The organism is Terriglobus sp. ADX1, assembly GCF_036877645.1.
In the GTDB taxonomy this organism is placed as follows: domain Bacteria; phylum Acidobacteriota; class Terriglobia; order Terriglobales; family Acidobacteriaceae; genus Terriglobus.
Window position 1 is genome coordinate 1 of record NZ_JAEDXV010000035.1, and the last position, 21,058, is coordinate 21,058.

General features: G+C 54.5%; 13 protein-coding genes. 7 read left to right on the top strand and 6 right to left on the bottom strand.

The genetic code is table 11. The features are described 5' to 3' along the window. Positions 1-93: 93 nt before the first annotated feature. A complete protein-coding gene (locus JAO32_RS17530) occupies positions 94-795 on the bottom strand; it encodes a response regulator transcription factor (protein ID WP_334242791.1) in 702 nt (233 codons plus the stop codon). Positions 796-1,102: 307 nt separating this feature from the next. Between JAO32_RS17530 and JAO32_RS17535 the strand changes: the two genes are divergently transcribed. From JAO32_RS17535 to JAO32_RS17555, 5 genes are all read left to right on the top strand, one after another. Next, positions 1,103-2,335: a TolC family protein gene (locus JAO32_RS17535; RefSeq protein ID WP_334242793.1), complete on the top strand. Its 1,233-nt coding sequence runs from the start codon at positions 1,103-1,105 to the stop codon at positions 2,333-2,335. Between the two features lie 13 nt (positions 2,336-2,348). Beyond that, positions 2,349-3,551, top strand: coding sequence for an efflux RND transporter periplasmic adaptor subunit (locus JAO32_RS17540; protein WP_334242795.1), 1,203 nt, complete (start codon positions 2,349-2,351; stop codon positions 3,549-3,551). A gap of 22 nt (positions 3,552-3,573) precedes the next feature. After that, on the top strand, positions 3,574-6,744 hold the full coding sequence (locus tag JAO32_RS17545) for an efflux RND transporter permease subunit (RefSeq protein ID WP_334242796.1): 3,171 nt from the start codon (positions 3,574-3,576) through the stop codon (positions 6,742-6,744). A 522-nt stretch (positions 6,745-7,266) separates the two neighbouring features. Next, positions 7,267-8,655 (top strand): DUF2252 domain-containing protein, encoded by a 1,389-nt coding sequence (locus JAO32_RS17550; protein ID WP_334242798.1) that lies wholly within the window; start codon positions 7,267-7,269, stop codon positions 8,653-8,655. Between the two features lie 42 nt (positions 8,656-8,697). Continuing rightward, a complete protein-coding gene (locus JAO32_RS17555) occupies positions 8,698-9,906 on the top strand; it encodes a hypothetical protein (RefSeq protein ID WP_334242800.1) in 1,209 nt (402 codons plus the stop codon). A gap of 373 nt (positions 9,907-10,279) precedes the next feature. Here the strand turns inward: JAO32_RS17555 and JAO32_RS17560 are convergent, their stop codons facing one another. Beyond that, complete coding sequence (locus JAO32_RS17560; protein ID WP_334242801.1) at positions 10,280-10,837, bottom strand: carboxymuconolactone decarboxylase family protein; 558 nt, start codon at positions 10,835-10,837, stop codon at positions 10,280-10,282. Between the two features lie 2 nt (positions 10,838-10,839). Further along, complete coding sequence (locus JAO32_RS17565) at positions 10,840-12,117, bottom strand: MFS transporter (protein WP_334242802.1); 1,278 nt, start codon at positions 12,115-12,117, stop codon at positions 10,840-10,842. 172 nt (positions 12,118-12,289) lie between these two features. Between JAO32_RS17565 and JAO32_RS17570 the strand changes: the two genes are divergently transcribed. Together JAO32_RS17570 and JAO32_RS17575 are read left to right on the top strand one after the other, a co-directional pair. Then, a complete protein-coding gene (locus JAO32_RS17570; RefSeq protein ID WP_334242804.1) occupies positions 12,290-12,856 on the top strand; it encodes a carboxymuconolactone decarboxylase family protein in 567 nt (188 codons plus the stop codon). Positions 12,857-13,010: 154 nt separating this feature from the next. After that, positions 13,011-14,573, top strand: coding sequence for a glycoside hydrolase family 27 protein (locus tag JAO32_RS17575; protein ID WP_334242806.1), 1,563 nt, complete (start codon positions 13,011-13,013; stop codon positions 14,571-14,573). 122 nt (positions 14,574-14,695) lie between these two features. Here JAO32_RS17575 and JAO32_RS17580 read toward each other — a convergent pair whose 3' ends face one another. From JAO32_RS17580 to JAO32_RS17590, 3 genes are all read right to left on the bottom strand, one after another. After that, a complete protein-coding gene (locus tag JAO32_RS17580; protein WP_334242807.1) occupies positions 14,696-15,832 on the bottom strand; it encodes a hypothetical protein in 1,137 nt (378 codons plus the stop codon). Between the two features lie 68 nt (positions 15,833-15,900). Beyond that, positions 15,901-17,067, bottom strand: a complete 1,167-nt coding sequence (locus JAO32_RS17585; RefSeq protein ID WP_334242810.1) for a hypothetical protein — start codon at positions 17,065-17,067, stop codon at positions 15,901-15,903. A gap of 93 nt (positions 17,068-17,160) precedes the next feature. Continuing rightward, on the bottom strand, positions 17,161-20,994 hold the full coding sequence (locus JAO32_RS17590; RefSeq protein ID WP_334242812.1) for a TonB-dependent receptor: 3,834 nt from the start codon (positions 20,992-20,994) through the stop codon (positions 17,161-17,163). Between the last annotated feature and the right edge of the window lie 64 nt (positions 20,995-21,058).

The window sequence follows — 21,058 nt, forward strand, 5'->3', positions numbered from 1 at the left end:
AGACAAGCGCTGCATACACGACAAGAAGCACTGCCAAAACACCGACATACCAGAACGTCAGTCTGGATCGAAGGTTAGACGGCAGCCATCGCATCAGGGCAGAGGCTCCCTGAGGCTGAATCCTAATCCCCGAATTGTCTGCAGCAGCTTCACGGAAAACGGATCGTCCACCTTACGACGCAACCGTGCAATCTGCACATCGATCACATTATCGATTGGTGTGAAGCGCGACATCTCTCTCCACACATCCCGAGCCAGCATTTCGCGCGACACAGTGCGTCCTCGATTCTCAGCAAGATATAGCAACAGATCAAACTCGCGCGCGGTTAAATCAAGAACATCGCCACCACGCGATGCGGTTCGCGCTTTGCGATCCAGGCAGAGGTCGCCAATAGAGAGAGTCGAGGTTTCTTTCGAAGGAAGAAACCGTCGCAGCAAAGCGTCGATGCGGGCGAGTAGCTCAGGAAAAGAAAACGGTTTTCCGAGATAGTCGTCTGCACCGGTATTCAAGCCCGCCACACGGTCTTCCACCGTATTGTGCGAAGTGAGGATCAAAACCCGCAGGTCCGTTCCATCTTTGCGAAGCTGGCGAAGAATATCCAGACCGTTACGCTGCGGAAGTGTCAGATCCAATAGAAGCAAATCAGGCCGTTCGCTGTGAACTAGGAAAAAGCCCTCCTCCGCGGAACCTGCGGCAACCACCTCATAGCCATCTGCCTGAATACCCGCGACAAGGGCATCTGACATCTTTCGATCGTCTTCAATAATCAGGATTTTCGAAGATGACTGCGCCATTCCCTGCCCTCTTTCATATCATTCCGCAACGTGGAACACGGACACAAGTGCCATTTTGAAATGTCAGAAAGTTGTCAGGCTTTGTAAGGGAAGATAGTGGTCCACTCCGGTTGAGCACATCTGCTCCGGAGCATCCGCGTCCATGCGCCAAATCTCCATAACTTTGGTCGTTCATCCGCCTGGAGCGGCCAACGCTGCCTCATTTTCATCCCGCGGAGGCCGGTAACGACAGATGTCCTTTCGAAATTTACTTGCAACAAGCTGCCTCCTTTTTCTGCCGGTTTCCATATGCGCTCAAACCACTGCGGTGTCCTCCTCTCAGGGACCGCTGAGTCTGTCGCAGGCAGAGAGCATTGCAGTGGCGAATCAGCCTCGTCTACTCGCCGCGCAACTTCGCGCAAGAGCTTCCTCACAGCGTATCCGTGAAGCGCGTTCCGGACTGCAGCCCACCATTGCATTCAATGCAACAGGCGCGTTAGTAGCCGATACCGGAAGCTCTACCGCAGCAGGCAATATCACTACATCTGCCGTTTCAGATCGCTTTGCGTACGGTGGCAATCTTTCGCAGCTGGTTACAGATTTCGGCCGCACCAGCGCACTGATCCGTTCAACGGGTTATCAATCTGCCGCACAGAGCGACCTGGCAACCTTAACGCGGGCACAGGTTCGCCTCAATGTCCGGGAAGCCTACTATGGCGTACTTGGTGCCGAAGCTGTCCTCAGAGCTGCTCAGGCCGCACAACAAAACCGCCAACTTATCTCTCGACAGTTGGAAGCACTCGCACAAAGCGAACTTCGTTCCACATTGGACGTTAACTTCGCAAAAGTTCTGGAAAGCGAAGCCGAACTGGCAGTCGTCCGCGCTCAGAGCGCTGTTTCTCAGGAACGTTCACGGCTTGCAACTGCAATGGGAGAACCACAAGTCATCCATGCGGCATTGAGTGAGCCTACCGCTCCGGATGCACTTCCCCCAACACCGGAAGACCTGCTCCAACAGGCGACAACACAACGCGCAGATCTGAGTGCCGCACACGCACAGCAATTAGCAGCAGAACAGTTTGCACAATCGGAAAAGCGTCTTAGCTACCCAACGCTGAATGTTCTGGGAGCGGCCGGACAAGTTCCGTATCACGATCACACATTGCATGACAGCTATGCTGCCGCCGGCTTCAACCTCAATATTCCCGTATTTAATGGCGGGCTGTTTGCAGCACGGCGCGCCGAAGCACAACTGGAAGCCACCGCCCGCACGCGCGATACAGAGGCTCTTCGATTGCAAGTGAATGAACAGGTGCGTGATGCATGGTATCGCGCTGACGAAGCCTATCGCAGTCTCGACGTTACAGCACGACTTGTGCAGCAAAGCAAAGAAGCATTGCGACTCGCGAAGGACCGTTATGACGCTGGCCTGGGCAGCATTGTCGAGTTGAACGAAGCACAACTGAATGAAACTTCCGCCGAAATCAGTGCCGCCGATGCGACATATACCTATCTGTCGCGGCACGCTGAGCTTGATTTTGCAGCAGGACTTCTGAACTAAGAGGGCGACTATCGTGAAAAACAAAAGTAGCTTGATTGGGGCTGCCTTGGCCACGCTGGCAACGATGCAAGGTTGCAAATCGGCACCTGCACCTACAGCGGTAACTCCTGTTGTCCCTGTCGCCATCGCCGCGCCGGCCAGCCTGGAAAACAACCTGGTGCTTTCCGCAGAATTTCGTCCTTTTCAGGAAGTGGACGTGATGGCAAAGATCGCGGGTTACGTAAGAGCGATCAACGTCGATATAGGAAGCCACGTCGCGCAGAACGCCGTCCTTGCCACTCTGGAAGTACCTGAAATTCAGGATGACGTTGCCAAGGCAAAGGCAGGCGTATCTGCCGCCGATGCAAACATCATCACAGCACAAGCAGCCGTACAACGTGCAGAAGCAAACTCGAATATCGCAACGCTTTCGTTCAAGCGCATCAGCGATGTTGCCAGGCGCGATCAGGGCCTAGTGCCACGGCAGGAAATTGATGTTGCACAGGCAAAGCAATTAGAGGCTGCAGCGCAACTTGCAAGTGCAAACTCCTCGCTGAAAGCAGCAGAACAGAGCAGAGTACAAGCACAATCGGAATATTCACGCGCACAAGCGATGCTTCAATATGCGACGATCCGTGCACCATTTACTGGCGTTGTTACCAAGCGTTATGCCAACACTGGCTCCATGATTCAGGCAGGCATCTCTTCGCAGACGCAGGCGATGCCTGTTGTGCGGCTTGTGGAGAACAACTTGCTGAGGCTCGTTCTTCCTGTTCCGGTCAATGCTGTTGCTGAAATCCGCAATGGACAAACAGTCGACGTGGAAGTCACAAGCACCGGTCGCAAGCTGCAAGGCAAAGTCACTCGCTACGCCGACTCAGTACAGACTGCGACACGAACCATGGACACCGAAGTGGATGTACCAAACCCTGATGGTTCCCTGGTCCCAGGCATGTATGCAGAAGTACATCTCCATCTCGCAAATCGTCCTGCTGCATTGAGTGTGCCGCTTGATGCAGTGGATGGACTAGGAACCAGCGTTCAGCAGGCCTATGTAGTGCGCGACGGTATTGTGCATCTCGTCACGGTCCAGGTGGGCTTGCAGACAGCAAATCGCGTGGAGATTCTTTCCGGACTCGATAAAGGTGACAAGGTCATCGTAGGACGGCATACAGGAATCTCGGATGGTCAGCGTGTGGATGCACAACCCGCTGCTTATGAAACCAAGGGCAGCTAACAGAGAGGGCGAGCGAAAGCCGATGTCATCCTTTTCCATCCGCAATCCTTACCTCATCGTGGTGCTGTGCCTTGTGATGATGATCCTTGGCGCCGTCAGCATTGGTGACATGCCCGTAGACATGTTTCCAGCGGTGAACTTGCCTGTTGTGGCCGTAGCCACGTTCTATTCCGGCATGCCACCGCAGCAGATTGAGGCCAACATTACTTATCACCTGGAGCGTCAGTTCACACTCGCCTCAGGCATCGATCACATGGAGTCACGTTCCCTTCCCGGCGTGTCTCTCATTAAGGTGTATTTCCGCGCGGGTACAGATCCTGATGCGGACGCGGCAAGCATCTCCTCGCTTGCAAGCAGTGATCTTCGCGATATGCCGCCGGGAACCTATCCCCCCATCGTTCTGAAGCAGGATGCTGCCAGCACACCGGTTGCCCTGGTTACGCTCAGCGGCTCCGGACTGAACGAGAGCAAGCTGAAAGATGTGGGGCAGAATTTCGTACGTAACCAATTGGCAAGCGTCGCCGGTGCATCGGTAACGCAGCCATTTGGTGGGCGCTGGCGACAGATCATGCTGTATGCAGATCCGTACAAGCTGGAAGCCAATCAGCTCAGCCCCATGGACGTGGTGCGTTCTGTAAACGAGTCCAACGTCATTCTGCCTGCTGGTGACGTTCAGATCGGCCGCTATGACTACAACATCTACACCAACTCCATGCTGAAGGGTGCCTCTGACATCGCGCAGGTTCCGCTGAAAATGGTGGGCCAGGCACCTGTTCGAGTGGGTGATGTGGCAACGCCGCAAGACTCATTCGGTCTGCAATACAACATCGTTCGCGTGAATGGGCAACGTGGTGTCTATCTTCCCATCTTCAAGCAGGGTGGCGACTCCAACACCATCGCCATTGTCAATGGCGTGAAAGACACGCTGAAGAAGCTGGTGGACGTTCCGGCTTCCCTTAAGACAGACGTTGAGTTCGATCAGTCTCGCTTCGTGAAAACGGCTATCGAAACGCTGGTCCACGAAGGTGGTGTGGGGCTCTTCCTTACCTGTCTGATGATTCTCATCTTCCTGGGAAGCCTGCGCGCAACAGTTGCGGTTTTCTTTTCTGTTCCGCTATCGCTTCTTACGACATTCTTTGTACTCAAGATGACTGGCAGTTCGGTCAATAGCATGGTGCTTGGCGGTCTTGCGCTTGCACTTTCCCGTTTGATTGATAACTCCGTCGTCGTGCTGGAGAACATCTTCCGCCATCTTGAAGAAGGTGAGTCACCTGAAGTTGCAGCGGAAAACGGTGGCAAAGAAGTTGCTCTTCCCGTGTTGGCAGGCACGCTCACCACGGTTGTAGTCTTCTTCCCCGTCACTATGCTGTACGGTGTCAGCAAATTTCTCTTCTCGGCACTCGCACTCGCAGTTGTCATCTCGCTTTTCGCTTCGTATTTCGTAGCGTTGACCGTGGTTCCTCTCTTCTGTGCACGTTTCATCAAGAGCCCGCATGGTGATGTGATCCACGAGTCATCAGAATTCGAAGCAGAGATTACTCCCGATGAAAAGAGCACGCATCACGGGGTCTGGGCGAGGTTCAACGCTGCTTTTGCGCGCGGATTCGACGCGCTGCTGCATCGCTATGATCGGCTTGTCGCATGGGTTCTGGAACGTCCATGGCAAACCTTGGTCGCCTCCGGCCTGTTGCTGCTTGTGTCGCTCTGCCTCTTCCCCTTCATGGGACTCTCTTTCTTCCCCCGTACGGATGCCGGCCAGTTTGTCATCAGCTTCAAGGCTTCCTCTGGAACAAAGCTGGAAGCGACGGAAGAAGAAGCGGCGCGCATCGAGGCAATTGTTCGACGCATCGTTTCGAAACATGATCTCGGCATGGTCGTCACGAATATCGGCGTTGATCCGGGATTCTCCGCTCTCTTCTCTCCAAATGCAGCAATGCATACGGGATTCACGCAGGTCGCTCTTGCCGACAGCCACAAGGTCAGCAGCTTCCGCTATATCGACGAGGTAAAAGCGGCTATTGCAAAGGAAATCCCTGAAGTTCAGACCTTCTATTCCTCGGGAAGCCTGGTGGATGGCGTGCTGAATATGGGTTCTCCCGCGCCTATTGATGTCCGCATCACTGGCAACGACGTCACTGCTGATTTTGGTCTTGCGCAGAAGCTGGCGTCACAGATCCGTCAGGTACATGGCGTTGCTGACGTATATATTCCGCAGGATATTGATTACCCCTCACTGCGCATCTCCGTGGACCGCACGCGCGCCAGTGAGCTTGGCCTGACAGAAAAAGAAGTCGTCTCCAACATCATCACTGCTCTGACATCGAACCAGATGATTGCACCTTCTATCTGGATCGATCCCAATAGTGGCAACAACTACTTCCTAACAGTGATGTACAAGGAAGGCCAGATCAAATCGCTTGAGGATCTGAAGGCAATTCCTCTGCATGGCACAAATATCTCTCAACCGACACGTCTCGATATGGTGGCAAAGATCGAACAGTTCAATGCGCCCACAGAGTTGGATCACACACAGATTCGCCGCAATCTGGATATCTATGTGCGTCCACAGGAAGAAGATCTCGGCAAGATCACAACAGCAATTCAGAAGATCGTAGATCAGGCGAATCCGCCGCGAGGCATCAACGTAACGCTTGCAGGTAGTGTCACCTCGATGAATGCGTCGTTCCGCAGCTTTGCAATCGGACTGACGTTATCCGTGGTTCTTCTTTACCTGATTCTCGTTGCGCAATTCCGTTCGTTTCTGGATCCGTTCATCATCCTGTTGGCATTGCCTCCAGGAATTACTGGCGTCATTTTTGCCCTGCTGCTTTGGGGCACAACTCTAAATGTCATGTCGCTGATGGGTGTAGTCATGCTTGCTGGTATTGCTCTCTCCAACAGCATCCTGATCGTGGAATTTGCACATCACCTACGTTCACAAGGGATGCAGGTTAAAGAAGCTATTACTCTCTCCTGCCGAGTGCGTTTGCGCCCCATCTTGATGACTTCCCTTGCCACACTCATTGGACTTCTTCCCATGGCGCTGAAGCTGGGCGAAGGCAGCGAGTCGTATGCTCCACTTGCTCAGGCGCTCATCGGAGGATTGACACTCTCTGTGTTGTTAACAATCTTCCTGGTGCCCGCTGGCTTCTATCTGGCCTATGGACGCCAGGACTCAGCTCAAAACGCATGAGTTCTCTTCCGCCCGTACAAGCCCGAACATCGCGCATTCGCATAACAGATGTCCTCCGCGTAAAGCGGAGGCCATCTGTTATCTGCGTGCATCAGATTGGAACACCAATGGAGTCGGGAATACGCTGTCCAAGCCGTCGAAGATGCCGCTCATTGCTTCCCCTAAGAGTCACAGCTGCCGCGACGAGTTCCTGCTGACAGGCAGAGTCCTTGTCTCTCGAAAATTGAGCGACTATCGCATTCCAAGTCGTTCGCAAGTACATTTCCCCGTGCTTCCAAAGTGCCGGAAATCGACTGCGCACTTCAGACACAGGCGATGGCGCTATGGACGCCGAAAGCACAGGTACTGGTAGAAATTCGCGTAGACGCCTCAGTGAGAACCGAGTAGAGTGATTGGCTCAGTACGTATGGATGGCCAATTCACATCATGCTGAGGTACCAAATGGCAAAGTTGAAAACAGTTCCAGCAAAAAAGTCTTCACGATCTGCTCCCTCTCCCGCAGCTTCGCCAAAGAAGGCAAAGGTGGTTGCTCCTGAACCACTGATCACGTTTGAGGGGTATCGCCCTTTTGAAGAACGTCGATCTGAAGGTAAGGCTCTCCGCGAGAAGTCGCCACGCGAGATGCATGCCAACTGGTCTCGTCCGTCAAATTTCCCAGGCGCCGTTGAGATTGTGATGGAAGGCAACAAAGGGCGTCAGGAAAAGTATGTCCCTTTGCGTTTGGCTCGAATGGCTGCTTCTCCCTTCGCGTTTTACCGTGGAGCTGCTGCTGTCATGTCTGCAGATCTTGCTCCTACGGATGTCACGGGAGTAATGGCCGTGATTGATGGCGATGCGCACATCAACAACTTTGGTTTGTATGGCACACCGCAGCGCGACATTATCTTCGACCTCAACGATTTCGACGAAGCTGTGATCGGGCCTTGGGAATGGGATCTGAAGCGTCTTGTTGCGAGTGTTAATTTAGCCGCACGAGAAAACGGTCTCAACGTTCGTGAGCGAGCCGCGGCAGTCCATCGCACCGTGCGTGGCTATCGCGAGAATCTCAATCGCCTCCAGAAACTCGGCGTTTTGGAAACGTGGTATCTCCATGCATATCCCGGCCGCGATAATCCACTGGCAAAAGTCGATCCAAAATCAAGAGCGGTCTGGTCCAAGGCAACGGCTAAAGCAGAGCGTCAGACCAATGAAACGTTCCTCAACAAGGTGGCCGAAAAGGTCAGCGGACACTGGCGGTTCCGAGAAGAACCTCCGATATTGACTCGGGTCGACTCAACCATCCGCGACTCCGTTGAGAAAGCACTGATCGAATACGCCGACACTTTGAATCTTGAACGAAGATTCATGCTTTCGCGCTACAGAATCGCCGACGTTGCTCATCGCGTCGTTGGAGTCGGCAGTGTTGGAACTAGAGCTTATTTGGCCATGCTCTTCGGCAATGCGGATAGTGATCCACTCTTCCTGCAAGTAAAGGAAGCTATCGTCCCGGCGCTGGCACCTTATATTGAACGCCGCGGGCACGTTCTGATTTCTCACGAAGGAGAACGCATCGTCACAGGACAACGCGCACTTCAGGCATCCACTGACGTCATGCTTGGCTGGACTCAAATCGACGGCCGACCTTTTTTCGTCCGTCAGATGAAAAACATGAAGGGCTCGATCCCTATCGAGTGGCTTTCAGGAGATGCCTTTTACTTCTACGTTTGGGCATGCGGCGCAATCCTTGCTCGCGCCCACGCGCGTACTACCGACGCAGCATTGCTTTCCGGTTATTGTGGCAACTCCGGCGTTCTGGATGATGCGCTTGCCACTTTTGCCGAAGCCTATGGCGATCAGACAGTGCTTGATCACGCTGCCCTCGTTCACGCTGTTAAGAATGATCGGGCAGTACAGCAAATGATGGGTATATAAGCGCAGAACAAACAGGGGGGAGCCGTGGAAGCAGAGAGCAACATGATTCCGGACTTGAATGCGATACCTGATCCGGATCACACACATAAATCGCGCCCTTTCCTTCTGATGGAAGGGGGGCCGCTTTATCGGATTGAGCAACGTATCGGGTTAGTGCATACCAACGCTCTGCTCACAAAACGCCGCGCTCTTGCGGCCGTTTGTCTTACTTGGCTCCCTCTACTTGTCTTTACCCTTTTGCAAGGCACTGCGTTCGCTGGCGTGAAGATTCCGTTTCTGCACGACTTCAGCGCCTATAGTCGGTTCCTTGTGTGCATTCCTTTATTGCTTCTCATTGAACTCGTAGTGGAACCCCGAATCGCCGAGGCCGCTGAGCAATTCCTGCTTTCCGGCATAGTTACCCCCAAGGACTACAAACAGTTCGATGCCGCAGTTGAAGATGGCCTACGTCTTCGTGACTCAGTCATTGCTGAAATCGTAATTGCGATTCTCTCCTACAGCTTCACGTTTATGACCTACCGCACGCTGGCGGTCCATACAGCCACGTGGTATTCCACTGCAAGGCCTGACAGCAGTTATGGCCTTACAGGAGCCGGTTGGTGGCAGTTGCTAATCTGCGTTCCCTTAATGCAGTTCCTCATCTTGCGTTGGATATGGCGCATCTTCCTCTGGTTTCGCTTTCTGAAACGCGTTAGCAACTTTGACCTCAAGCTTTTTGGCACTCATCCAGATGCGGCCGGCGGATTAGGGTTCGTGGGCGAAGCGCAACGCTTCTTTGGATTGACCTTCTTCGCTTATTCCTGCGGCATCACAGGAGTACTTGCGAATGAAGTGTTCTACGGAGGGATACAGCTGCAGCACCTTGCACCCGCCATTGTTGCCTATGCGATTTCCTGCCTTCTATTTGCGGCTCTGCCACTGATGGTTTTCACTCCGAAGCTACTGGCGACAAAACGTCAGAGCCTTCATCAATACGGCGCACTCGCTACCGTCTACACAGGTTCATTTCAAAGGCGGTGGATCAAGGGTGATAATCCGGGACATGAAATGCTGCTTGGCTCTGCAGACATCCAATCCCTTGCAGACTTAGGCAATAGCTTCCAGATCATCCAAGACATGAAACCGCTTCCGGTTGCGCCGAAAGATCTCATCAAACTGATTGTCATGTCACTGTTACCAATGGCGTCTCTACTTCTAACCGTCATGTCGCCGAAGGAGTTGATCCAAATGCTTATGAAGGTTATGGTGTGATTACGTTGCGGGTATCGCCGTTCCATGCGCTTCCCTGTTAGCGATCCGTGACGCAACAAACAACAACCGCCAAACCGCCAGCCTGTCGTTGGATTCACCATGAAGATGGTGGCCCCGCAACAGCAGCTCAAAGCTGCGCAGATTCTGCTTCTTCAGGATGAATTGCAGTTCTTGCGGCAGTTCATCCCCCGTGAGGAAACGCGCTGCTGCCTCGTTTGCAGGAACATCCGAACCAACAATCGTGAGTACGTAACTTGGTCTTTGAGTAGCCTCCCTGCTTGTCGAAGCTCGTTTCCTGCGCGTATTCCGGGAACACGATAATGGACGAAGCGGTGACACACGATTACGCGATTGCACGGCATCGCTCCAATCCTCATTTCTGAGGTTCAGGTTCGCCGGAGTAGCCCCATTCTGCCATGCGTTTTCCCATTTCCGCGTAGGCAGAGATATCCCGCGGCTGCCAAGTGCCCAGGCCGTCAACGTAGCGGTTGTACATGCAGAAAGCGGCGGCGATCAAGACCGTGTCATGAACATCGGTGTCCGTAGCGCCTTCTTCTTTCGCTTTGTCGACCAGTTCCTTTGTGACGCGTTTCCCGTCGATCTGAACTGCCTCGGCGATGGCAAGGAGAGCCTTGAGCTTATCTGAGATGGGTGCTGAGGCGTACTCTGCACACACCGCATCGACGACACGCTCCCCACCCTCGTGAAGGTGCGCCGCCGCTGCGCCGTGGCTTGTCTTGCAAAAGAAACAATCGTTGCGTGACGAGACGAACGATGCGATAAGTTCGCGGTCGGCAGAACTTAAGCCGTCGTTGCCCGATGTGTGCAGAAGCACATGAGCGAGTTCGCGCATAGGCTTGGCAGTCTCAGGGCGGAAGCTGAATCCGGCAGTAATTCCGGGCATACCTTCGGGCAAATCGATGTGCGGCATAGTTACTCCTCCGATAAATCAGGCGTTGCAAAATGCAGGTTAGAAGCATGTAGGGTTCTGCTGCGTTCGCTTCGAAGTGCCAGGCTCATAGCCGCGGCGGCGGCAGCAACTCCCGCCAGGTAGACGATAAAGCGCGAATGGTAGAAACCGGCAGTGTCATACAGATGACCAATAAAAATGGGCCCTATGCCGCCACCTACTGCATAGGCCGTCCAGGTGAGGCCGTACAACACTGAGAAATGCTTGCGACCGAAGTAGTGCGCAAGCAGATACGGAAGCACATCCGCTTCGCTCCCCAGGCCCACTCCTAGCAATGTCGCTCCGAGCAACGCCATGATGGAGGAGCCGGCAAACGCGAGTACCAGTGTTCCCAGCGCAGAGAGCAACAGGATGATTGTCTGGATGCGCTGCGGCGAATAGCGGTCGATCAGAAGACCGACACACAGTCTGCCTAAAATGCCCGCTCCGCCTCGCGCAGATAGAGCGAGCGCCGCGCTTTCTGAGCTAATTCCGTGGCCTGTAAGGATTGCAGCAAGATTGGTGACAAGTCCATTCTCACTGAAGGCAGATAGAACTGTGATCCCACAAAGTACCCAGAACGCTGTGCTCGCCAGGGATGCCTTGACGGACATGCCGGCGGCTGTCGAGATGTCTTGATCGAGAACGGGGATTGGACGATTCCGGACCACCAAGGCAGTAAGCGGCAGGCCAACCAGGGCAATATCACCAAGAAGGATGTAAGCGCTTCGCCAACCTTGATGTGTGATTGTCCACTGCGTCAAAGGCGGTATCAGTATTGACCCAACGCCGCTGCCGGTCAGAATCAACGCGAGCGCCAGGCCGCGTCGTTTCTGAAACCACGTAAGTGTCGTTCGCGCATAAGCAAACTGCGCGGTACCGTTTGCGACTAACCCAAGAACGAAAAACGTAAGGTAAAAGCGGTGAATATCGCCATTCAAGCGACTGAGGGACGCCAACGCCAACGCGAATACAAGAATGGAAGGAAGGATGACGCGGCGTGGCGGAAAACGATCGAGCAGCATTCCGAGGAATGGAGAGACCGCGGCTACTGTCATGGCGGCTATGGCAAACGAGCCATCCAGCGCTTCACGCTTCCAGCCAAAGGCGGTATGCAGGGGATTTAAAAAGAGGCTGAAGGTATAAGGAACGATAGGCGAGAAACTCGTCATCACACCCACGAACGCCGCTGCCACTATGCCCCAGCCAGGATAACGAATCGAGCGTTCGTCACTTATTTCATATGTGCGTGGATCAGGCATTCGTTCTAATGTCCTTGTGCGGGCAATTCAAAGTTGTTTGCTGATCCACGCGAATAGTAGTTAGTGGGACCCGATTTTGTCTTCAACCTAAAGTTGGATATGCGGTTAGATCTATCGTCTTCGTTCGATACAGGTTTATGCTTTGTCGCAACCAAGTAACCGGGAGAGATCGATGCCACATATTCAACTTCCTGAAGGCTTACAGGGTATCCGCAGCGCCATGGCGTTTCGGCCTGAAACAGCAAAGCCCCTGAATGAACTGGTGGAGGTATTGCTGCACGCGCCAAACTCCCTGCCTCAGGCTGATCGCGAGCTGATTGCCACGTATGTCTCCTATCTGAATGACTGCTACTTCTGCCAAACCGTGCACGGGGCTATCGCGGCAGCGTGCCTGGGCGATCGCTACGATCTGGTCAAGCGCGTGAAGGAAGATTTTATGTCTGCAGAGATTTCAGAGAAGCTTAAGACACTTCTTGTTATCGCAGCCAGAGTGCAGAGCGGCGGTAAAAACGTTACCTCCACCGACATCGCTGCCGCCCGTGCACAAGGCGCGACCGACGTAGAGATCCACGACACAATACTCATCGCCGCAGCCTTTTGCATGTACAACCGCTACGTCGACGGGCTAGACACGTGGCAGCCCCGCGATGAAGCTCTTTATCTGGAACGCGGCAAGAAAACTGCACGCGAGGGATATGTGGAGATGAGCAAGGAGTATCTACCTTCGGCATCCAGTTGATCTTGACCGGACGCCCCGTAGGAACAAGACGTCATCTCTCGCCCCCCGTTTGCATTCATGCATTGGGCGCTTGCTTTTTATCAATCACCTTCAGTTACATTAGTGGGCCATGCGACCGTCGTGAGACAGCGCTGCGGCTTTCTATTTCGAGGTCATGATGATGAGCGTTCGCGTCCTGATGGGCCGTGGGTTTGTGCGTTTCGCCGCTGGAGTGCTGCTTACGGCTGCCGCTGCCCATGCACAGGGAAATCTGACAGGCTATTGGGATCTCCGCGTCCCGAATGGCGATGGCACCTTCCGTGAAACCTTCTTTGAACTAATTCAGAATGGCAATAGCCTGACGGGCAAGTGGTACGGTCGCGACCCGAATGGCATTCCCATGCAGGGCAGCGTAGAGGCAGGCAAGGTTCACTTCGCTACAGTTCCACCACCTCCGCCGCCCAATTCGGCTCCCGGCGGCTTTGGCGGGCGGCCCACGGTATATGACGGCGCGCTGCATGGTGAAACCATGACGCTCACTTCCACCGGGTTTCGCGGCCAGACCATGACCGGCGAAGCGGTGCGCAGCACGCGTGAGGCAGCCATGCCCCCGGCGCCGCTCCCACTTCCCGCACTGCGCGACCTGCCGGACAACGGCCTGGTACGTACGCCGCCAATGGGATGGAACTCCTGGAACAAGTTCGCAGGTCGCGTCACGGAAGCAGATGTACGTGCTGCTGCGGACGCACTTGTATCCACCGGCATGAGCAAGATGGGCTACATTTACGTGAACATTGATGACACCTGGGAAGGTGGCCGTGATGCTAACGGCAACATCCAGTTAAACCAAAAGTTTCACGACATGAAGGCACTTGCTGACTATGTCCATTCCAAAGGTTTGAAGCTTGGAATCTACTCATCGCCAGGACCCAAGAACTGTGCCGGTTATACGGGCAGTTTCGGACATGAAGCTCAGGACGCCAAGACGTACGCGTCCTGGGGTATCGATTACCTGAAGTACGATCTTTGCAGCGCTCGCAATATCTACAAATCCACGTCGGAGATACATCAGGCCCTCTATCAGAAAATGGGAGAGGCGCTTCAGAGCACTGGCCGGCCAATCGTCTTCAGCCTTTGCCAGTATGGCGAAAATGATCCGTGGAAGTGGGGCTACAAAGCCGGTGGAAACCTGTGGCGAACCACAGGGGACATTCGCGATCAATGGGAATCCATGGATAGGATCGGTTTCTCGCAGATCGACATAGCATCCTACAACCAACCCGGCCGCTGGAACGACCCTGACATGCTTGAAGTGGGCAACGGAGGCATGAGCGCGGACGAGTACCGCACTCACATGAGCCTTTGGTCACTTCTGTCAGCGCCGCTTATCGCAGGCAATGATCTGAGCAACATGTCTGAAGAAACAAAATCGATCCTTATGAACGGAGATGTCATCGCGATCGACCAAGATCCCGCTGTGCATCCCGTGCAACGTCAAGCGAAGCAAGGAACTGTGGAAGTACTCACCCGTCTCATGGCAGATGGATCGACTATCGTGGGACTCTTCAATCGTGGAAATGCACCGGCATCCATCAACCTGGACTGGAGCGCTATCTCCGCTCGTCCCGGATTCAAAGTGCGTGATCTCTGGAAACACGAACCAGTCACCATAAACGGCGCTACGTATCAGGCAGCTATACCTGTCCACGGTGTGGTTCTTCTACGGGTCACACCATAAGATCAAAACGCGCCTGCATGGCTATCCTTAGTCAAAGAGCACTATCGGAAACACCAAGGCCATGCAGTATGTCGCCCGCTGCAGCCCCAATATAACCAGCTCTGGTTTGCTCCTGAGAAAGCTTAGGCGCCCATGGCAACAGACAGCAAGGATCTTAGGTCAAGCGCAGATTTAGACTCGACTCCGCGCGGAAGCGTAGGACCAATTGCGAGCGCCTGGTTGTGGCCTTCGAACCAAACGAGGAACACTGATTGGTCGTGTCCGGGCAACCGCTGTTGATTGATCCACTGGTAGTATGCGGCCATGTCAGCATCGATCAGCGAGCCAACCGGATCAAGTTCAACGTCGCTCTGGTGATTCGAAAGCAACTCATTCATAGGTCTTTGCCGTTGTCTCGGCGCGAATCGCACCAGCAAAGTAATCGCTTCGGCTCGGCGCAGCACCTCGCGCGTCGTCCATTGAGCAAAGGTGGTGCTGAATATCTGTGTGCCGGAACCGTCCGTCAACAGCTTCATCTGGAAGCGATCCAGTGTTCCTCCGCCAAGTCCCAACTGTTCTGGCTGCAGGTGCGCTATGTAGTTCCGAAGGCTTTCCGGCCCGGTACCGGGCTTGCTTACTTCGTTCTGAATTTTGTCCAGCAGAGCTCTGCGCGCCGGCAGGAGTGAAGCGTAAGACACACAGGCGAGCGATGGATTGGTAGCGGCTGTTTTACCGCCATCGACGTACCAATGCCCATAAGGAATAGGGTGGGTTTCAGCGCGGGATACTGTTGCCGCCAACAGCTTTTCCATGCCACCTTCGGGCTGAATATTGCTGAAGTAGGTGCCGTGCGGTCGCAACTGTGCAAAAAGAGTGTTGGAGTAAGAATCTACCCCCGCACCGATAACCGCGATCCCCAACCTGGGTACAGCCGGTAATGGGGCCGGGATAGCCGCGTGTAAACCCTCGCTGTATGTGGCGGCGGCTTTTTGGAAAGCGATCATCTGATGGGTGCTCCATAAGTTAGCGGAGAAGGCCTCAGTGAACGTAAGGGGTTGATTGACCCAATCCAGCTTGCTTTGCTCCTCAGACACTCGAATCTGTGCAAACTCTTTAAACACCCGCTCCTGCTGCGTCGGCGAAAGATTGCTCAGGTAATTCAATTCACGGTCCAAAGCATTGCGCTCTGCGGGGAAATTGTGGTCGTACTCAATTAATTCTTGAAGCAGGCTGGGAAGAAAGCTCAACGGCATACGCCGGAACTGTTCCAGATGCGACACGGCGATGGCACGCGCTTCGGGCTGATACTGCGAAAAGTTACCGGCAACCAGTGACGTGGGTAGCATGGCTAAAGCAACTCTCGAATCGGTGCCCCTTGTGCGCGGCCTGCGGTAAAGCCCATGAGAGAGCCCAACGTGGGAACCAGATCAATCGACTGCACGGCGCGATCGTAGACCACGCCCTGGCGAACGCCAGCCCCAAGGGCCATCATCCAGGTGGTCCGAGAGGCCGGATCACCCGTTCTGTGGTGCTGAAATCCATTCCCGCCCGCTACGAAGTCGGCGTCCCGTCCAAAATCCGGAAGGATAAACATTGTGGTGTTTCCCGCATACTCCGGGTCGTTTTGAACAGCTTTCCAGAGATCTGCACACAGCCGGTCCGTACGCTGGATCGCCTCAACATACAGCGAATACGCCCCGGTATGCGCGACATCAATGTCATGCATCGTGAGCCACAGAAAGCTGGGCGACTGCTGGCGCATCAATTGCTTCACAACGTAGAGCGACAGTTCGTCTGGACTCGATAATGTCCGCGCATGCGACATGAAGTCTTCCACGGACAGCTTCAGGACATTCTCAAGCTGCTGTAGTTCAACTTCCCCGCCTCCCAGCACTGGTGTGAAAAGTGGAGTCTCGTAGTTATCGCGCAGAATATGGTCCAGGTTGTCGACTTTTCCGCGAGTAGCTGCACTCAACAAGTGCTTGGGAAGGATGACACCTGCCCCAAAGCCCGGACCATAGGAGCGATAGTCGCTTTCACCAATGCGGTTGAACCCATTGCTGGGGGCAACGACCCACGTATTTGATGCCGGCCTTCGTAGGTCCTTGCGGAAATATTCAAAGGCGGTAGGGTTTGCCGGTGGAACGGCAGAAAAGTTATTAAACGTCTCATAGACGCCTGTGATCAGACTAGCCGTTGCGACGTAATGGCCCAGGATGCCCTGGTTCGTCATGTGCGTGAAGAAGCTGGACTGAGGTGCCAGTTCCTGCAGCAGGTGAGGAATGTTCGCCTGGCCCTCGGGCGCAAACGTTTCCTGATCCCGCGCTCCTCCTCCAAACGTCACCACGATCACCTTGCGCTTCTGGCGAATCGTCTGACCATGCAGAAAAGGGCTGCCACTAACTAAAGCCGATCCAAGCGCCATGCCGGCAATATCGCGAAGAAACTCACGCCTGTTGAGGCTCAAGAGGCGTGGATCGAAGAGGTCAAAAGATGAACGACCGTGAATAGCCATTTCCTTCACGAAGCTAAGTAAGCTGGGTGAAACAGTTAGGCCCGGAGCTTCAGAACTGACCGTTCGGTCAATCCTGAAGCTCCAGGCTGCTGATTAGTAATACAGCTTGAGAGCGAACTGGATCTGACGCGGATCGTTCGGAGCGTCGCGCGTTGAACCGATTCGTCCAAAGTTCGTCGTGTCGTTGAAGTTAAGAGAGTTGCCAATAGCAACTACGCCATTTCCGCCGAAACCCGGTGCGTTGAAGTTCGGATGGTTCAGGATGTTGAAGAACTCAGAGCGGAACTGCATCGACACCCGCTCATTGAATTTGAAGTTCTTGAACACCGAGAAATCAAACCGCTTGAACGGAGGTCCGTAGGTCGTAGCAGAGGTTGCGCCAAGTGCCTGCGTACCTGTTAGCATCTGGCAATTCGCAATGGTCGGTGTAGGTCCATTGAAGGTGTAAGGGCACGGCTGCTGGAAGGCGGCCGGGTTGTTAAACCAGTACAGGTTTGAAGTGTTACCGGCGACAACCCTGCGTATACCTCTCTTTTGATCCTGTCCCGGAGCAAGGACTGAATAGCAGCTTGAGCCCGCCGTGACCGCAGTCGGGCAGCCGATGGTAACTGGCTGACCATTCTGAAGCGTAACGATGTATTGCACGCTCCAGTCGCCGAGAACCGCATTGGCCGCCTTGCCGGAGTTAGCGAAGAACTTCTTATTTTTACCGAAGGGCAGTTCATAACCACCGCTGCCGTGGAACACGTTGCGGATATCGAATGCCGCCAGGCTCCAGTCCGCAGCCGTACCGAATCCAGGGATGTAAGGTGCCCGGAAGCCGCTCACGCTGCCTCCGTTCAGAAGGTCCCCGGAGTTCGTCATCGTTTTGGAATATGTGTAGGTCAACAGATAGGTGAAACCATACGCGAGCCTTTGCTCGAGCTTGGTCTGCAATCCGTTGTACACACTCGCGCCCAGCGTCCGCTGATAACTGCCATTGGTCGCGAAATCCGGAAACGGGATGTAGTTATGGTTCGTCGGAGTGTCTGGCTGATTGACGTTACGCACCAGCGGTGTGCCATTAGGAATCAGCTGCGACACGCGATTGTTTCCGATGCTTGCCTGCAGATGGCTGGCATGCGTGTACACGTAAGCCGCTGTAAACGACATGTTATTGGTGAGCGCGTACTGGATGCTGAGGTTGCTGCTGATGGTATTGGGCGTTTTGAAATCAAACTGCAGTCCCGATAGTCCGATACCGGACGCACGCACCGCCAAAGGCGTAAACGACGCACATGTAAGACCAGACTCCATGGTCGCGCTTCCGCCTGGTCCAGCCGTCGCGCACGTTCCGTATGGGTTTGCTCCCGTGCCGAACGGGGCCGAGTCCGATCCGTTGTTTTGGAAGTTGTAGGAGTAGGAGAACGGGTAGTTACGTCCAATGTTTGGTCCGTACCCTGCATTCTCAAACGCGTTGAAGAACAGTCCGACGCCTGAGCGAATCACAAGCTTGGGAGTTGCCGTCCAGGCAAACCCAAAGCGCGGCGCAAAGTTGGTCTTCTGGGTTTGGAGCACTCCCTTGCCGTACTGATCCGTCACCAGAAGGTTGATACCATCCTTTGCCAGCAAATCCAGGAAGCCCGCACCGTTCAGAGACGGATTGTTGGCCGTGGATGAGAACTGCCGAGGCGCCTTGCCGCTGGCGGGAACAATATAGGTTGGTGTGCCATTCGGCGGACCACCCTGTACGAAGTTCGCCTGTGCGCCATTCGTCTCTGCGATCGGTGTGAAGTAGTCCCAACGCAGTCCGATGTTCAGTGTGAACGACGGAGTAACCTTGATGTCGTCCTGAAGGTAAGCGGCATAGTAACCGCGTGCGTCATAGGTCTTGCTGATAGCCGACGCTTCTACCTGGTTGGCGCCTCCGACATAGCCAATCCCATTGGGAACCGTGGCAGCCGCAGGTGTCAGCAGGAACGCAGCGCGGCCCGTCAAATCACCCGCCTGATTGGGCACGCCGGTGAAGTTGCCGGTAAAGCTGAACTCTCCCTTGCCGAATGGTGGCTGCAGAGTGTTGAAGTGCACATTCTGGTATTCGAAACCAGCCTTGAAGCTGTTCTTGCCATACACCTTGGTGAAGTCGTCGACAAACTGGAATGTCTGGCTGACTTCATCGGAGGGCAGATAATCGCTGGTGCCTAGGTTGCTGAGGCCAGAGATATAGATGGCAGGTAGACCGCCGTTAAGACCACCCTGCGGAATACCCTGGATACCGAACTGCGCAGGAATGCCGCTCACGCTGCTGTTTGGCCCGGAGCGCGTGGTGTGCAGGTGGTTGAAGCCGACACGAGCCACATTGATGGTGCTTGGCGTGAATACGTGCGTATAGGCAAGTACCGCCTGCTGCGACTGTGCGGTCTGAATGCCCTGCTGGAAGGCTCCGCCGTCTGCGATTCCGCCGAAGATACTCGGTACGAACTGAGGATCGTCCACGTAGCTGAATCGACCGAAGATCTGATCCTTGTCCTCCGGGTTGTAGTCCAACCGCACGTCGAAAGCATTGCGGTGCTCATACAGCTTCGGGCTGTTGGCGTAGTTGTTCGAATATCCCGATGAGGTTGGGCTGGGGTAAAGATTCAACAACTTGACGGCGTTCGGATCAATGCGACCGGCAGGAAGCTGGTTTAGGTTACATGCGGCCAATGTGAACGCCGGGGTACTTGGCGCGCAGGTGCCGAACGGATCGCGAGCGAAGCCAGTAGTGGTTGCTGCTCTTCCGGAGACAGGATCGACAACACCTGCGGTCACGGCCCTGGTGGTTGCCGGATCCATGATGGTTCCGAAAGGAATGCTGCGTCCCAGTGCATCCGTGCGGTTTCCACCCGTCTGCAACGTGATCATGTCCGTAAGGTTCGTGTAGCCACTGTTGCGTTCCAGCAGGGTGGGAACTGAGCCGGGCAGCACCGTTCCCTGCACACGCCGAAGACCCTCGTAATCGCCGAAGAAGAAGGCCTTGTTCTTAAAGATTGGCCCGCCGATAGAGGCGCCAAACTGATTCTGCCGAAGTCTTCCCTTTGGGCGGCCATTGTTGTTTTCAAACCAGTCCGCCGCATCCAGCTTGTCATTGCGGAAGAATTCCCAGACTGCGCCGTGTAACGAATTTGTACCTGACTTGATGGTGGCGTTCAGTACGGCACCGGCCGAGCGACCAAGCTCCGCACTGAAATCTGCCGTTTGTACCTTGAACTCCTGAATAGCATCCACCGGTGGCAGGATGACGAAATTCGTACCGTTCAGAAAGTCAGCAGCGTTGGAATTGTTATCGATTCCGTCAAGCAGATAGTTGTTCTGCGCCGGTTGCAGGCCGTTTGCAGTAAACGCACCAGAAGCGGCGTTACCGCGTGTATCTGCCTGAGAGCTATTGACGCCCGCACTCAACTGAGCCAGAAAGGTGAAATTACGACCGTTGAGTGGAAGAGAGTTGATGGTGTGCTGGTCCACGATCTGGCCAACGGAGGCTTCGTCCGCCTGCAGTTGCGGAGGCGCCGTAGAAACGGTCACTGTGTCGGAAGTGGAACCTGTTTTGAGAGCGATGTTTACTTTCAGGTTCAAACCGACCGTAACGGTCAGGTTCTCCTGTGTTGTCGCAGAAAAACCCGGCGCTGAAACAGTGATGGTGTAATGCCCAATACGAACCGGCGAAAAGGTATAAATGCCGCTATCGCCCGTTCGGGATTCAAGGCTGATTCCCTGATCCGTGTTGAGCAATTTCACCTGAGCGTTCGGTATCGCCGCGCCGGTGGAATCCTGTACTACGCCCGTGATGGCGCCTTGGTCAACCTGTGCATGGGCTGGCCCCACAGCAAGCATCAACACCATGCCGGCGACAGGAGCGGTTAGATGAAAGTGTCGAATTCCGCTAAGTATTCTGTGCGCAAAAGCCATCCGAAAACCCCCTTCAGGGCAAATCAAAAGTCTTGCAGAGAGAGAACCGACGATGGGTCCGCTC

Excerpts from the sequence above, each read along its gene's own strand:
- JAO32_RS17530 (WP_334242791.1), bottom strand. The coding sequence starts at position 795 with ATGGCGCAGTCATCTTCGAAAATCCTGATTATTGAAGACGATCGAAAG.
- JAO32_RS17545 (WP_334242796.1), top strand. The coding sequence starts at position 3,574 with ATGTCATCCTTTTCCATCCGCAATCCTTACCTCATCGTGGTGCTGTGC.
- JAO32_RS17555 (WP_334242800.1), top strand. The coding sequence starts at position 8,698 with ATGATTCCGGACTTGAATGCGATACCTGATCCGGATCACACACATAAA.
- JAO32_RS17560 (WP_334242801.1), bottom strand. The coding sequence starts at position 10,837 with ATGCCGCACATCGATTTGCCCGAAGGTATGCCCGGAATTACTGCCGGA.
- JAO32_RS17565 (WP_334242802.1), bottom strand. The coding sequence starts at position 12,117 with ATGCCTGATCCACGCACATATGAAATAAGTGACGAACGCTCGATTCGT.
- JAO32_RS17570 (WP_334242804.1), top strand. The coding sequence starts at position 12,290 with ATGCCACATATTCAACTTCCTGAAGGCTTACAGGGTATCCGCAGCGCC.
- JAO32_RS17575 (WP_334242806.1), top strand. The coding sequence starts at position 13,011 with ATGATGATGAGCGTTCGCGTCCTGATGGGCCGTGGGTTTGTGCGTTTC.
- JAO32_RS17585 (WP_334242810.1), bottom strand. The coding sequence starts at position 17,067 with ATGGCTATTCACGGTCGTTCATCTTTTGACCTCTTCGATCCACGCCTC.
- JAO32_RS17590 (WP_334242812.1), bottom strand. The coding sequence starts at position 20,994 with ATGGCTTTTGCGCACAGAATACTTAGCGGAATTCGACACTTTCATCTA.